General features: G+C 31.9%; 6 protein-coding genes. 4 read left to right on the plus strand and 2 right to left on the minus strand.

What is annotated here, in order from left to right; genetic code table 11:
- Positions 1 to 69: 69 nt before the first annotated feature.
- Positions 70 to 4662: a LamG-like jellyroll fold domain-containing protein gene (locus ACFQ5N_RS03230; RefSeq protein ID WP_386807705.1), complete on the minus strand. Its 4593-nt coding sequence runs from the start codon at positions 4660 to 4662 to the stop codon at positions 70 to 72.
- Between the two features lie 454 nt (positions 4663 to 5116).
- Here ACFQ5N_RS03230 and ACFQ5N_RS03235 point away from each other — a divergent pair, with 454 nt between their 5' ends.
- From ACFQ5N_RS03235 to ACFQ5N_RS03250, 4 genes are read left to right on the plus strand one after another with little or no spacing between them, the layout of a single operon-like run.
- Positions 5117 to 8485, plus strand: a complete 3369-nt coding sequence (locus ACFQ5N_RS03235) for a CBM96 family carbohydrate-binding protein (protein WP_386807706.1) — start codon at positions 5117 to 5119, stop codon at positions 8483 to 8485.
- Positions 8486 to 8493: 8 nt separating this feature from the next.
- Complete coding sequence (locus tag ACFQ5N_RS03240) at positions 8494 to 8643, plus strand: hypothetical protein (RefSeq protein ID WP_386807707.1); 150 nt, start codon at positions 8494 to 8496, stop codon at positions 8641 to 8643.
- A 30-nt stretch (positions 8644 to 8673) separates the two neighbouring features.
- Positions 8674 to 9816, plus strand: a complete 1143-nt coding sequence (locus ACFQ5N_RS03245; RefSeq protein ID WP_386807709.1) for a hypothetical protein — start codon at positions 8674 to 8676, stop codon at positions 9814 to 9816.
- A 48-nt stretch (positions 9817 to 9864) separates the two neighbouring features.
- Complete coding sequence (locus ACFQ5N_RS03250) at positions 9865 to 10944, plus strand: nucleotidyltransferase family protein (protein WP_386807710.1); 1080 nt, start codon at positions 9865 to 9867, stop codon at positions 10942 to 10944.
- A 14-nt stretch (positions 10945 to 10958) separates the two neighbouring features.
- Here the strand turns inward: ACFQ5N_RS03250 and ACFQ5N_RS03255 are convergent, their stop codons facing one another.
- Positions 10959 to 16331: a LamG-like jellyroll fold domain-containing protein gene (locus ACFQ5N_RS03255; RefSeq protein WP_386807711.1), complete on the minus strand. Its 5373-nt coding sequence runs from the start codon at positions 16329 to 16331 to the stop codon at positions 10959 to 10961.
- Between the last annotated feature and the right edge of the window lie 211 nt (positions 16332 to 16542).

Genomic DNA, 16542 nt, shown 5'->3' on the forward strand with positions numbered 1-16542 from the left:
AACAATATTACTGCATAAAAAAAAGACTATTTTCAATGAAAATAGTCTTTTTTTTATTGTTTAGTACTCTTATTCAACAAGCACTTTTTTTGTTATTACACCTGTAGTTGTTTTTAACTGCACAATGTATACGCCAGTAACTTTTATGTTTACAGGTAATGCTTTATAGCTATTGTTTAAATATTGGTTCCAAGCGCCCACTAATTGCCCTAAACTATTAAATAGTTTTACTTCTGTAATTTCTGAATTGGTTGTATTTCTAATTTGCAATTCACTTGCATCATTATCCATAACCACAGATAAGTTGGCAACCACTTCTATTCCTCCTACTTCGCCTTCGTCTTCAGTAATTTCTTCATCTTTGTTATACGATTTAAAAGTCAGTGAAAAACGATCTAAATATTCTCCTGCTTCTAAATTCATTTCAAAAGGTTCTTCATTAATTTTATAGAATCGTAAAGTGCTTTTATCCTTAATAAACAATTCAACATTGGCATCAATATTTTCTAAGTTATCAATTTTTATAGTTGCTAAACCTGATTTCCCCATCAAAATACCTAAAGGTATTTCTTTATCCCCAGTTATGCTATTTGTCGCTTGTATCACATATTTTTCATCACCCAAGTCCCAAAACATATCATCCTCTACCACTCCTAACATTTTGGCATCATATCCCCAATCTACGCTATCAGTTGCTTCTTCGTCTATGGTTAATAACAACTGCCTGTGCGCCACTTGGGGTGCTTCAAAACCTAATCTAATTTTCCCTCTAGTATCACTAAAACTTACATCACCTTTTGATGTTGATTTTGAACTACTAGATTTCATAAATACGGATACTTCATCTCCATTATCATCATCAGACTCTTTTACAAAAACACGCTGTGTATTATTAAATACAATTTCAATTTCATCTGATTCATCGGCACTTCTAACAAAAAAACCTTGAGACACCGGAATGTATTGCTTAGGTGTTTTTGAAGCCTGATCTGTATCTGTATCAGGTGATATACCAAACGGAATAGAAGCCGTAACTCCACCTGCAAGATTCAATGCGGCATACCCTCCTTGGTATTGAGCCAATACATGGCTTGTACTTGCATATTGCTCCCAAAAATAAATTACACCATCCTTAAAACTACTTTCACCATTCTCTCTAATAAAAGAAAAAGCATCAATTGCTGATGGGTATGGATTGGCAACTAAATAAATATTATTTGCTGATACCTCTAAGGTTATAGTACCATTATTTGGTTTTCCTTTAAAGGTGTAGTTTTGAAAAGACGCTAATGCACCTCCATTTTTACCTGTACCTTTCATGGTGAATCCTTCTCCTGCGTTTAATGATCCTAAATTACCAATATGTTGCCATTCAGCATATGTTCCTGTTAAATCACTGTATTTGTACAACCAGCGTGTTGACACACTTAATATAGTACTAAAAGGGTTTGCATCAAGGTTTGAAGTAAAATTCACCTTATCGGATCCATCATACAACACATCTCCTAAAGTATAAGTGTAATCATTTATTAAATTATCTGTAGCCTCTTTTTCAACACCTACTGGAGACCCCCAATAATTGTATGAATAAATATCTGCAGTCCCTTGCTGATCTCGTTCTAGCACACCTGAGTCTCCTACATCTAATGTGCTATTTTCTGTTTGAATTAACTGTGATTCACCATCTAAATCTAAAATTCCATCTAATTTTAAATAGTGTGTCACTGTTAAACCTTGACCTTCTCCAGTACCATCTGAATCAGTATTTCCTTCCAATATTAATTCAGCATCATCATCAGAAGAATTACTTTTAGCATCAATCATTAAGCCTAGTACTTCTATTTCACTACCATCTCCTCTGCTAGAATTAACAACTGTATTTTGAGAGATTTGAACAATATTCCAGTTTACCGTTTCTGAATTATCAACTATTGAAGTTGTACCTGGAAATGTTTGAACATCACCATTTAACCAAGTACCTTCATTATCCCAATCTCCATCATTTTCAGAAACATAAGGTAATGGAGCTGATTGTGTATCAACAGTATTTAATCCATTTTTAAAAATACCGTTATTTCCATTTTCAGAATCATCAATCAAAACTCCTGGGTATGCATAAGTAGACATTGGGTAATAAGCAGCTAAATCCGTTGTCCAACTGCGTGTATTAACATCATTTTTTTCTATATCCTGTGGAATTATAGTTCCATTTACTGTATCATCAGAATGTGCTTCAATTTCTTGATTCATAATATAACGTAACTCACCTACAGAAAGTGCTACATCCCAAATCCTTACTTCATCGATATTCCCTTTAAAAAAATTATTTGGGGCAGCACCATTGGCAGCACCAATTAAAAATGAAAAATCATTATCTTCCAGTGCAGTTCTTGGAGCTGATTTATCTTCAACACCATCTATATACAAATACAACGTTCCTTCGCTATAAATTGCTGCTACGTGATGCCATTCATTTTCAGGAATTTCAGTATTTGAGTTCAAATTTTGGTGAGAATTAGCTATCTCCCATCTCATTCTCAAACGAACTTTCCCTGAATTATCTTTGAAAATTCTAAAATCAAATCCATTCTCATATGGTTGATCTCTTTTCGAGATAATTGAACCATTTAATTCACCAACATCTCTTCTTACCCAAGCCGAAATAGTAAATGCTAAAGGGTTTAAATTTAACACATCACCCATATCAATATAATCATTAATTCCATCAAAATAAATAGAACGCTTTTCAACTGTATAAGGAGTATAGCCAAAAGTAACATATTGTGTACCTGTAAAATCGTATGAAGCTTTATAGTCTGATAATTCTATAATATCATCTGTTTCGTCAAATGTTTCGTCATTTGAAACAATCATATAATATGCAAGTGTAGGTGTCTCAGGAAATAATTCTGCAGGTACATAGACCTGTGTTTCATCAATGCTTCCTGTTTCAATAAATTTCCAAATGCGATTAATTCTAAAAAAATCAACATTTGTTGGGTCCATAGAACCAAGTCCTTCACTTAAATTTAGAGTTGTTAAAGGTGTTGTTTCTGTATAGTCACCATCATTATTTCCCCAAATTAAAAATTCCTTGTCATCACACGCCCCCCCATTATTAATATTTGTATCTGTTATTTCATCCAACCCAACAATAATATCTATTGCTTCTGCGTTTTGAGAAGTAGATTGTTTTTGGTATAAACCACGATTTAAATCATCTTTACCAATACCTGTAACGTTGTAATGATAATCTATATCCCTATTTGAACCTTCCCAAATTACAACCCCATCAGAATCTATATAATCACCATTGGTAACATCATCTGTATTATCTAACGTCATCCCATACTTTAATGCTAAGTATGAGTATATTTTTTGTAATTCAGCATCATCTAAGGTAGTGCTATAAGTTATTACTTCAGATACATAACCCTGAAAACCATTAGTTCCATTTCCTCTTCCTAATACACCAGGGTTGTAGCCTTGCAAAGCATTATTTTTAGTCAAAGTTTTTTTTATTGAGGAAGCATCTCTTAATTCATAAATTGTTTTTTTTCCTCCAATTACTGCCAATGTTTCCCCTCTTAATAATGATACAGAAGGCTCTGGAGAGTTATATGCAGCTACACTTTCCCTCGAAGAACTAAACCCTATACTCAACTCAGCTCTTGGTCCATCTGAAGCATTATATATATATCCAAATGACAAGGATTTAAAATCTTCATCACTTGTTGTTCCTAAAATATAATTACTAGATTTATCACTGGCTCTTTTTACGATAGCAATGATGTTGAAATTAGTATTATTTAAATCATCCAAATCTAAGTCAAAATAACCATTATCACCATTTATAAAATTCACAGCAGGATTGAAATTAATACCATTGCTTACATACATAGCGTTATTACTTGTTCCAGCTTTTGTTGCATTTGTTGTAGTAATTGTTGTTTCTTGATCACCCCATACTTCTACCACATCTGTATCTAAAGCATCAACTGTACCACCAGCATTGGAGTAAACACCTGCATCTGCTTTTAACCAAAGTTCTAAATCGTTCGTTTCAACACCTGGCTTTAAATTTCCCTCAATAGTGATGTCATCTAACAATAATTTTCCACTTGAATTAGATGTAATATTTGTTAAAAACCTAAACCTTGTTTCACTTGTAAATGGACCATAAGCTGTATTAGAAATATTCACTTCTTGATCTCTTATAATCATATTTTCATTAAATTCGGAACCATGTGAATACGGGCTAGGGCTTATTGAAGTCCAAGTAATTCCATCATCATTGGAGATTTGAATCTTAAAATCACCTCCTAAAAAGTTATTATTTGCTCGATAACCAAAATAAATATTAACATCCTCAAAGTTTGTTAAATTAATTCGATTCGTATATATAAATGATTCATCAGAATCATCCCCTGCTATTCGAACTGACTGGGTTTGATTGGTTTCGGTGCTGTCGTGTATATAAGATTTACCAAAAGAAATTTCTACTCCCGTTCCACCACTATTCCACATTGGTTTTACTCCATAATTTCCCGTATCAAAATCACTATAATCAATAAATACTTGTGAAAACACAGACGTATTCAACAATATTAATACTAAAAATAATAGTCTATTTTTTTTATAAAATTTCTTTTTTTTATCCATAGCTCTTAAAATTACAAGGTAAAAAGCTATTTTTCAATTATTTACAACTTTTTTTACACCTACAATTATTACATCACTAAAACAATTTCTCAAACAACCAACAATATTAAACTGTTGAATATCAGTTTATTGTGATTTTAAACACAATGGAATTAACATTTAGATTGTATTTTGAGATTAGGGTTTATTGTTTAGCACAATATTAGTAATTAATACCTTAAAAAAAAAATAAGTGTTATCATTCATTTCTATAAGCATAATAAGGCGTTTGATCTTTTTTACCCTTATTATTAAAAGTCGATTTGAAAAAACTTTTATAAACTTAAAAAGTTTAGAAAATTACATTAATATTGCTTAATCTTGTAAAATATGTATTTTTACGTTCATTAAAAGCAGTAAAAGAACAGTTTTTTTGTAAAAACCATAAGATTTTTAATACTTCAAACCTCAAAAAATGACAATAATTAAAAACCTAATTAATGGATTAGGATTAGTTCATACAACTTTAATTGCTGTATTGTTATTAACCTCAACAGTTACATTAGCTCAAGATTCTCCGTACCAAGCTATAAGATTGAATAATGGAGATCCTATTATTAATGAAGACTCATTCAGTTCCGCTACTAAAACAGATGGTGAAAATATTAATGGTCCATCCTTAATTCGTATTCCAGATTGGATTCCAACAAGTGAACGAGCAGACCCAACAGCAAAATATTATTTATACTTCGCACATCATGATGGTGAATATATACGTATGGCTTGGGCAGCAAATATTGGAGGACCGTATACTCTATATGATGATTACGCAATATCAGGAAACAGAGGTGTTTTAGATAATAATCAAAGTGATATTTTTTTAGATAATGATATAACAATCGGATTTAACCATTTGGCTTCTCCAGATGTTCATGTAGACCATGAAAACAAACGTATTATTATGTATTTTCATTCTGGAAAAACTACTTATATTGGCTCAGAGGATAAAGGTAATACTCAACTTTCATGGGTATCAACATCTCCCTATGGTTTAGAATTTTACGACAATATTGAATCAGTTTTTTTTGGGGTTTCTTATTTTCGTGTTTTTGAACATGGTGGGTATATGTATGCTTTAGATAATGGAGCAAATTACAATAGAGCTTTAGACGCAGAAAACCCATGGTATACTGACCCTACAACATATGATTACACAAAAACATTATGGGATAAAAAATCTGGTGTGTTTCAAAGTGCAATTGATGCAGTTACAGGGTTGGATAGTGATGAAATAAGGGCGAGACATACTGGTGTACGCGTAGTAGGTGATGATTTACATGTTTTTTATTCACAAAGAGGAGATATTCAAGAGCGAATTCAGTTATCAATAATAGATTTAACAGATGATTGGACTGATTGGACACCTAATTATCCTCCTTACGAGATTTTAGCACCAAATCCTGGCTGGGAAGATGGAGAGCTTAATTTAGATTTTTCTGAATCAAGTTCAGGGAGTGATATAAATCAGCTAAGAGATCCATATTTTTTTGAAGATATTGACGGAAAATTATATGTAGTATATTCAGGAAGTGGAGAAAAAGGACTTGGAATTGCTTGGTTATATGAAACACCAATAACAAATATTGCATTAACAGCAACAGAAGCTACATACATAAAACAGGGTAAGACAAATGCAAGTACTTTTTATAATTTATCTAACCTTACAACTAATGCAGGCTCAACTGATGATAGAACTATTTATATGAAATTCGATTTATCAAAAGTCACTAATATAGAACACGCTATAGTTCGATTATATTTAAAAACTACCACTTCGCTTACAGGAAATACAGGTTTAACAGGAATCGATAGAACAGTAAAAGGTGGACCAGTAACAGTATATGAAACAGGTAATGATTGGGCACAAGATGAAATACATGCAGGTAACGCGCCAGTACTTGGAGATGCAATCACAACTACACATTTAACTGAAACGGGAAAATACTATGAATGGAATATTACTGAGTATGCACAAGCAAACATAAGCCAGGAAATAAGTGTTGCTTTTGATATTGCACCAACAAATCTAGATATTGAGCATAAATTTGGAAGTCTTTCTGAGAACATAAACCCACCAGAATTAATTATGGTTGCTGAAAGTGCAACTTTACCAACAACAGCAGCTGTTTGGACGGGAAGTACAAATAACGACTGGACAAATGATTCAAATTGGCTTGGTGGAGTTTCTCCTGGATTATCTCCAACTACAAATATTTCAATACCTGCAGGATTAACAAATTACCCTGTTTTAACAACTGGACAAAACCTTTTAATTGCTTCAGATAAACATTTTGGAATTGAAGATGGATCAAGTTTAACTATAAACAATACTGCTTCATTTACTAACAATGGAACATTAACTAATAATGGAACTATCTCTTTGGTATCTAATTCAACACAATATCCAAGTTTAATTCCAACTTCAATTAGCGGTTGGGGAACCATCACTTATAATCGCCATGTAAATAATACTACCACAGAAGCATATGGCCGTGGTAACGATTTAATTTCAGCACCTTTATCTGGTCAAGCTTTTAATGAATTTGCAGCTGCAAACACTAACATAGCAATTGTTTCTGGAGATTTAGTTCGTTTTGGGCCTTATAAAAACAGCAATCCAACATCTTATGAGTCTTGGGATAAAACAACAAATACAACCGCATTAACAGCAGGAGTTGGGTATAGAACTGGATCTACAGATAATGGTTCTTTTACATTTACCGGAACTGTTCATACTGAAGATGTTTTAGTTGGAATTACAAGCCCAGCCGGTGGTAAAAAATGGAATTTAATAGGAAATCCTTACCCTTCTTATTTAAAAATAGACGACGGTGAAAATGGTTTCCTTAGCAATACTGCTAATGAAGATTTACTTGAAGATGAAACTGTAGCAATTTACGGTTACAACGCTACTGATGACGGTGGAATTTGGACTATTTACAATTTAAATACAACTGAATTATTAGCACCTGGACAAGGTTTTATTGTTGCATCAAAAACTGAAGCTGGAGGTAATATTCAATTTACCCCTGAAATGCGTAGCACAGGAACTAGCGACGACATTATACAAGGAAAAAGCACCAGTACAAACGCCAACTTAAAACTTCAAATTACAAGCGATTCAAAAATTTATAAAACAGATTTTTACTTTAATAGCAACTCAACATTAGGTTTAGATCCTGGTTATGATGCCGCTGTATATGGAAGTAAAGCACCAAAATTTGCAATTTATTCGCATTTGGTAAATGATAATGTTGGAAGTGATATGGGAATTCAGTCATTTAGCAACAAAAGTATTTCAGATGTTATTATTCCTTTAGGAATTAACGCAACTGCTGGTGAAGAAGTTACCGTAGGTATTTCAAAATCTACGCTTCCTGAAGATGTTTTGGTATATTTAGAAGATACAACTACAGATAAAGTAGTTTTATTAAATACTGAAAGTTACGTGTTTACAGCAACAGAAGATTTAACAACCACTGGTCGTTTCTTTTTAACTTTAAAACCTTATGAAATTTCAGAAATAGATGCAGAAATAGCTGTAGCTGAAAAACTAGAAATATATACAGCAGCAACCTCAAAAACAATTCATGTTAAAGGTGAATTAACTGGTGTAACTACTTTAAATCTTTACGACATTCAAGGAAGAAAAGTACTTTCACAAAAAATAGATCAAAGTAAAATTAGCAATGAAATTGATGTTTCTAAATTTAACACAGGTATTTATATTGTTCAACTAAAGAGCAATACCATTTACAAAACTCAAAAAGTAATTATTAGATAATTTTAACAATGAACAACAAATCTAACAACGACCAAATAACCCGTAAAGAAGCATTGCAAAAAATGGGAAAATACGCAGCTTTAACGGCAATGGGTACTTTTTTAATATTAAACCCTAAAAAAGCACATGCAGAGTCTTCACCAGAAGATCCGGGGTAAAATTATAATTAACCTTTACCTTTATTTATTTTGAAAAATAATTTAGCTCCAACCTTTGCAAAACCAATTGGTGACAATTACATTTTGTGGTTTAAATCAACCAATAATTATATTATTATTGATGGTTTTTTAATGAGCTTTGTTGAAATTTTCACAAAGGTTAAGGATAAGATTCAGTTTATTCAAGAAATCACACAGAGTGAAAAATTTTCTGAAGGTATTGAAAAAGCACAAGCCATTTACAATGCTATTTCTAATTTTTTAGAAGATCAAAACACACCTAATATTTCTACAGAAGTTGAAGAGGTTCCTTTTGAAAATTCATTCAGAAATTACCACGAAACATATCAAATAGATACACACACCCTTGAAATTTATTATGCTTCAGAAGCTATAAAGGAATTGATTCATCCAAAAATAATGCACCTTGCTAATACAGTTGAATCAACAAAGAAAGCAGAAACTATTTTTGATATTTACGACAAAGGAAACAACTTCTATTTATTTAAAAACAACTGTTTTGTAGTTTCTTTTGAAAAATCAAACTATCATTTATTACAAGGTAGATTTTCAATGGAATTATTGTGTGTTTTGTATAACAAACAGGAAAATGATTGGTTAGGTACATTCCACGCATCAACAGTTTCAAACGGCATAGAATCAATAATGCTTGTTGGTGATAGCGGCAATGGTAAAAGCACATTTAGCGCATTACTAATGGCTGCAGGACTAAATTTAATAGCCGATGATATTACACCAATACTTGCAGAAAACGGTCATGTTTACAGCTATCCTTCAGCAATTTCAATTAAACAAGGTGCCTTTGAAATATTGGATGACTATTACCCTAATTTCAAAAATTTAAAATCGTTTGAAAGTGGTACAAAAAAAGGGCTCCTAAAATATATTCCTCCAAAAAAATTCAAAAAAAAATCGAAAAGACACTTACCTTGTACAAAAATTGTTTACGTAAAGTATGACAAAAAAAAGGTTACAAAATTAACTAAATCAAGCCCAAAAAATATTTTACCAACATTAATTCCTGAATCGTGGATTTCTCCAAAACAAGAAAATGCGAAACAGTTTTTAAATTGGCTTGAAGATGTATCCTATTATGAATTAATTTATAATGATAATAGTAAGGCTATTTCAACATTTATGAAACTACTTTAGACTACAAGTTTTAAAAATGGTCTAAAACCAAAACTATTTACAATAATTATGGAAAAAGCTACTTTAACAACTGTTGGCGAAATTTTAAGCTTCAAAAGTGATTTAGTAGTACTAGAGCGTAAGATTAAAAATCATGAAATAGATTGGGATGCTCTTGTAAAAGTAGGTAGTAAACACTTGGTATTACCAGCAATTTACTCACAACTTCAGCAAAAAAAACTTTTACAATTTATACCAAAAGATTTAGCAATTTTTCTTGAAGAAATTGCAACTATCAATAGAAATAGGAACCTAACGCTATTGAAACAAATTACTTGGCTAAGTCAGCTTTTTAAAAATAATAATATAGACCATGTTTTTTTAAAAGGAAGTGCCTTATTAGCTGCCAATTATTATGTAGACCCTTGTGAGCGCATGATTGGAGATATTGATGTATTGGTATGCGAAAATCAATTAGAGCAGGCATATAAGCTATTAATGGCTAAAGGTTATAACCCAGGTAAAACAACCTTTGGAAGCGTTATAACAGGTCCTAAACACAAACACCTTACACGACTTATTAAAGCAACTGAGTTAGCAGCAGTAGAAATTCATAGAAAAGTGCTTAAAAAGCCTTATTTTGACTATTTACAGCCATCTATTCTATTACAAAAAAAACGTTTTGTAAATAATATCCCTGTTTTGTGTGAAACACATTTATTAGAACATAATATTCTAAACCTTCAAATTAATGATGGTGCTAATTTTAGAAAATATCTGCATTTTAGAACTGCCTATGATACAATTGTTTTATTAAATAAAAATCCAATTATAAATTTGAAAAAAGCGTACCCAAAGTCTTATTTTCAAAACTATTTTGTAATCTACGCCTTGTACTTTAACGATTTTGAATTGAAAAAACCATCCTTTCAATCAAAAGTTCACCTTCAATTATATAAATTTAAAACAAGGAGTCATAGCAATGAAAAAAACTGGAATATTGTTGTATTTTATTATTATTTATTCTCAAAATTAATCAATAGATCTTGGTATTTTATGACTAAAAAAGAATACAGGAATGGTGTTATTAAATATCGGAAACGCATTATTAACGACTTGAAAACGTCGTTGTTAAAAGCTAAAAAATAAATAATTATACTTAATTATTCTATTAATACTTTTTTAGTAATAACACCTGTAGAAGTTTGTAGTTGAACAACATACACTCCTGTTGCTTTTATGTTAACAGGTAATGCTTTATATGTTTTATTTAAATATTGATTCCAAGCTCCCACTAATTGTCCTAAACTATTAAATAGTTTTACTTCGGTAATTTCTGAATTAGTTGTATTTCTAATTTGTAATTCACCTGCATTATTATCCATAACAACAGTTAAATATGATGGTTCAACCACTTCTACTCCACCAACTTCACCTTCCTCTTCAATAATCTCTTCAGCATTGTTTAATTTAAAAGTTAATGAAAAACGATTTAGATACTCACCAGCTTCTAAATTCATTTCAAACGGCTCCTCATTAATTTTATAAAATCGTAAAGTATTTTTATCTTTTATATACAATTCAACATTTTCATCAATGTTTTCTAGGTCATCAACTTTTATAATGGCCAAACCTGATTCACCCATCACAATACCTAAAGGTATTTCTTTGTCATCAGCTATGCTATTTGTTGCTTGTATAATATACTTTTCGTCGGCCAAATCCCAAAACATATCATCTTCTAAAACACCTAACATTTGGGCATCATAACCCCAATCAACACTATCAGTTGCTTTTTCATCAATAGTTAATAGCAACTGCCTGTGCCCTACTTGAGACGCTTCAAAACCTAATCTGATTTTCACTCTATTATTATTGAAATTAGATTCTTCAGAAGAGTTTTCTTTTGTACTACTAGATTTCATAAAAGTAGATACAACTTCTCCCATATTATCTATATGAGACTCTTTTGCAAAAATACGTTGTGAATTGTTAAATTTAATTGCAACATCTGATGATTCATCAGCGCTTTTAACAAAAAATCCTTGCGCTACAGGAATATATCGTTTTGGTATTTTTGCATCAGTAGGAACGGTACCACCTGAATTTGCTATCCCATCAGGTATAGCAGCAGGAACACTTCCTCCTTTAGTCCATACGGCATAACCTCCTTGGTACTGAGCTAACACATGACTCGTACTTTCATATTGCTCCCAATAGTAAAGTGCTCCATCCTTTAGAACCGTTTCACCATTTTCATCAACAAACTTTTCGGCATCAATTGATGAAGGATAAGGGTTAGCAACTAAATAAATATTATTACTTGACAAAGGAGATAAGGTAATTGTACCATTATTTGGTTTTCCTTTAAATGTATAGTTTTGAAAATGCTCTAAATTACCATTATAGTTTCCAGATCCTTTCATGGTAAAACCTTCTCCTGCCTTAACAGACCCCGAATTTCCTATATGACTCCATTTAGCGTAATCTCCATTAGCATTGGTATAAATATACAACCAACGTGTTGATATGGTAAGAGTACTTCCTGGATTGGCATCTAAATTAGAGGTAAAAGTTACTTTATTTGAACCATCATACAATACATCTCCTAAACTATAGCTAAAATCGTTTATTAAATCATCACCTGATACTTTTGTAACACCTACTGGTGAGCCCCAGTAATTGTATGAAAAATTACTAGCAGTTCCTTGTTGATCTCGTTCTAAAACACCTAAAGCCCCAACATTTAATGTACTATTTTCTGTTTGAATTAATTGTGATTCACCTTCTAAATCTATAGTACCATCCAGTTTTAAATAATGAGATATAGTTAAACTTTCACCTGTTCCTGTTCCTGTTCCTTGATCTGGGTTTACATCTAAATCAATTCCCGGATCTGTCTCACCATCCATAGTTAAATTACTATCAACCTCAGACAATAAACCTAAAAGAGTAATTCCATTTCCATCACCTCTTCCTGAAGTTACACTTCCGGTATTTGTAAGCTTTACAATATTCCAATCTATTTCAGTTCCATCAAGACTTGTACTATTTGGAACATACTGTACAGTTGAAGTTGACCAAGTAGATTTTGTATCCCAATTTCCTGCTGTTACTGAAGCATATGGCAAAGGAGCAGTTTGAACATCAACACTTTTCATTCCGTTCATTAAAACACCATGATTTTCATTTTCAGAATCATCTATTAACAAGTTTGGATATGCATAAGTAGACATTGGGTAATAAGCTGCTAAATCTGTTGCCCAGTTGAGTGTGTTAACTTCGTTTTTATCAAGATCCTGTGGAATTAGCACTCCTGTAACTGTACCATCAGAATGCGATTCAATTTCTTGATTCATAATATACCGTAACTGTTCTGTAGAAAGTGCCACATTCCAAATACGTAATTCATCAACAGAACCAGGGAAATAACTATCTGAGTTTGGAGTTGTAGTACCTGCAGCTCCAATTAAAAAATCATCATTTGTTGAAACAATTGCTTTACCAGATGTAGACTCAGAGTTTTCTAAAACTCCATCTATATACATACTTACATTAGAACCATCATGAATTATAGCAATATGATGCCAAGTACCAACTGGGATAACATTTGTTGAAATTAACTGTAACTTATTGGTTGAACTGTAATAATATTCAAAATTTATTTTACTCCCAGAACCTGTTCCGCTTTTTTTCAATTCATATCCTTGCGTGTATGGATTGTCTCTTTTTGACAATATTGTGGTTGCATCAAACGCTGCATCTCCTTTAATCCAAACAGAGATTGTATATGCTGAAGTATTTAAATTCAGAACATCACCCATATTTACATAGTATTTTTTTGTACTAGCTGCACCACCTATATCATTTAACTTAAGTGCACGTTCTTCAACTACTGTGTAAGGAGCATACCCAAAAGTAATAAACTGTTCTCCAGTAAAATCAAAATCAGTTTCTAAGTTTGATCCATTTAAAATCAATTTAACTGCTGTTGAAGAAGCGTCAAATGTTTCTGAATTAGAAACGAGCATAAAATAATCACCACTAACACCTGATACAGCACTAAGCATTGTTTCTGGAATTGAAATTTTTGTTGTTTCAACCGTTCCTGTTTCAACCACTTTCCAAACACGTTCAATAGGTGTAACAGCTACATTTGTTATTATCCCTGAAATATCAGTACTCAAATCATCGGTGAGTGGCGTTCCTGCACTAATACCTGAGTTATTATGACCCCATAATAAAAATGATTCATCTGTAGAAAATGTATGAAGGTTTAAATTATTTGTTGTCTCAATTGAACCTAAACCTATTGTAATATCATCTGATGCATCACCTAAATTACTAGCATTTTCAGATTTAGATTGCTTTTGATTTAACACTGAATTATCATCTCTTCCAATACCTGTAACATTGTTGTGGTAAACATCATTAGCTGTAGCATCCCATAATAAGGTAGCATTTGAAGATGTATAGTTCCCATTTGTTCCTTTATCTAAGGTCATTCCATATTTAACTGCTAAATAGGTAAATATTTGTTGTAATTCAGCATCACTTAAAGTTCTATTATAAGCAATTACTTCAGAAACATAACCTTCAAAACCAGTACTGGTGTAACCTCTTCCTAAAACTCCTTGACCCGTTCCTGTTAGTTCCGCAGTATTTCCATGACTATTGCTCACTGAGGTACCATCTCTAAGCTCATAAATTATTTTCCCAGAAGAAGTATTAAGTTGACCACGAAGCAAAGCTACTGATTGATTTGGATTATCATAAGAATTCACCGTAACATCAATATCATTGGCATATTGGGCCAATGTAGCGCTCGTATTATTTCTATACCCAAAATGTAAACCTCTATTTGAACTTGAATTTGCAGTTCCTAAAAAATAATTTCTATCGTTATTTAATGTTGACCTCTCAACAATTGCTATTAAATTATAGTTGGAATTTTTAATTCCATCAAGATTTACATCAAAATAACCTTGATCTCCATTTATAAAGTTAACTGAAGGATTAAAATTATGATGTGTTTCTGCATAAATAGCATTATTACTTGAACCAGCTTTAGAAGCGTTATTTGCATTTGTTGTTTGGTCATTCCAGTTATCAACTACATCTCCATTTGATGCGTCACTTCCTCCATTTAAAACATCAATATCTGCTTTTAACCATAAATTTAAATTTGAGCTAACACCTCCAGGAGCTTCGGGATCATCACATACTCCACCACCACTAACATCAAAATCGACTCTAACACCTCCACTGCGAGCAGTCCAACCATCATTTGAAAGCACAGTAGTTCCTCCTGAAGTAATAGTTATATTAGATAATGTACTAGGAAGATTACGGTCCCATCCATCTCCTGGTCCATTTACTCCTGCTCCTCTATCGTACATAATCACATAATAATTAGAAGCATTCTCTAAACAACCTAAATTTACAGTAGTTGAATACGGTACATCTGGATTTGGCACACTGCTATCAAAACCATTGTCTATAGTGGTTATTAATACTCCTAAAGGAGAATATATCTCAACTCTATTTTCAGTTGAGTACAATGGCCAATCAACTGAAGCTATTACCTCTGAAAATCCTGATACTGATGGTATAACATTAATTGTATAATCTTCTACTTCGCCATCAAAATTATTATCACAAGAAGAAGGGTTATTATTATACCGACTAGTAACCCGCATACGAGTAGACCCTATAACAGCAAAACTAGGAATAGTTATTGTTTTTGGTGATAATGAAGGTTGATCATATAACTCATTTCTTATATCTCCTAAATCATATGCTTCTTGATTATCATCAAAATCACCATCTTGGTTCCAATCTATCCAAGCCCATACATGATATCTCCAATTACCTCTTTCTGCAGCTGTATTAATATAAACTGACAAATCATATGAGCTATTTATTGTAACATCTGTAGATATATTCGTAAAATCAGAATAACCACTTTGATAGTTTGGAGTTGGGTTATTAATTGAATTAAAATTCACTAATCTTATATCATCATTGTAATTACCATATGCATCATAAGCACTTGATGTACAATATTCATGACCTATAATTTCTATATTATCAATATATATTCTATCATTCCCATTATTTCCGTAGTTACGTATTCTAAATTTAGAATTTGCACTAAAAGAATAGGAACTATTACTAATATAAATTATTTGTGAAGTATAATTCGTATCATTATTAAAATCTGTACCTCTAACATATGTTTTAATAGTTTCCCAACTGCTTCCTCCGTTACTTGAAAATTGAATTTCAAAATGGTCACTTGGCTCCATGCTATCAGTTCTAAAATCAAATTGAAAACTAGCCGAATTATACGTTGTTAAATTTATATTATTACTTAATGTTGTTAAAGAAGAATTAGTTCCATTTTTTAATTCAACTACATATGTATTATTTAAATCACTATTATTTCTTCTCGTACAATTATCTCCTCCATCTTCCCAAGTTCCGTAATCAGAATTGAAATCTTCAGAATTTAGAGTTGTCTGCCCATAGCTCATCCCTGTCATTAACAAAATGCTAATAACAAAAGAGAACCTACAAACAAATTTAATAAACCCCATATAAATTTAAATATACCAAATTTCGCGCAAAAATAATATAATTTTCAAACAAAACACCTTAACCTACTGAATATTAACCTTTTTTTATAAAAAAACCAACAATCCTAGCTTTTAAATTATTAGAAAACCTTTAATTTTTCTATCCTTC

Origin of the sequence: Lutibacter holmesii (assembly GCF_042679665.1) — a bacterium.
In the GTDB taxonomy this organism is placed as follows: Bacteria; Bacteroidota; Bacteroidia; order Flavobacteriales; family Flavobacteriaceae; genus Lutibacter; species Lutibacter holmesii.

What these genes read in the sequence shown, in the direction of transcription:
- ACFQ5N_RS03230 (WP_386807705.1), bottom strand. Translation starts at nt 4,662, where the DNA reads ATGGATAAAAAAAAGAAATTTTATAAAAAAAATAGACTATTATTTTTA.
- ACFQ5N_RS03235 (WP_386807706.1), top strand. Translation starts at nt 5,117, where the DNA reads ATGACAATAATTAAAAACCTAATTAATGGATTAGGATTAGTTCATACA.
- ACFQ5N_RS03240 (WP_386807707.1), top strand. Translation starts at nt 8,494, where the DNA reads ATGAACAACAAATCTAACAACGACCAAATAACCCGTAAAGAAGCATTG.
- ACFQ5N_RS03250 (WP_386807710.1), top strand. Translation starts at nt 9,865, where the DNA reads ATGGAAAAAGCTACTTTAACAACTGTTGGCGAAATTTTAAGCTTCAAA.
- ACFQ5N_RS03255 (WP_386807711.1), bottom strand. Translation starts at nt 16,331, where the DNA reads ATGAGCTATGGGCAGACAACTCTAAATTCTGAAGATTTCAATTCTGAT.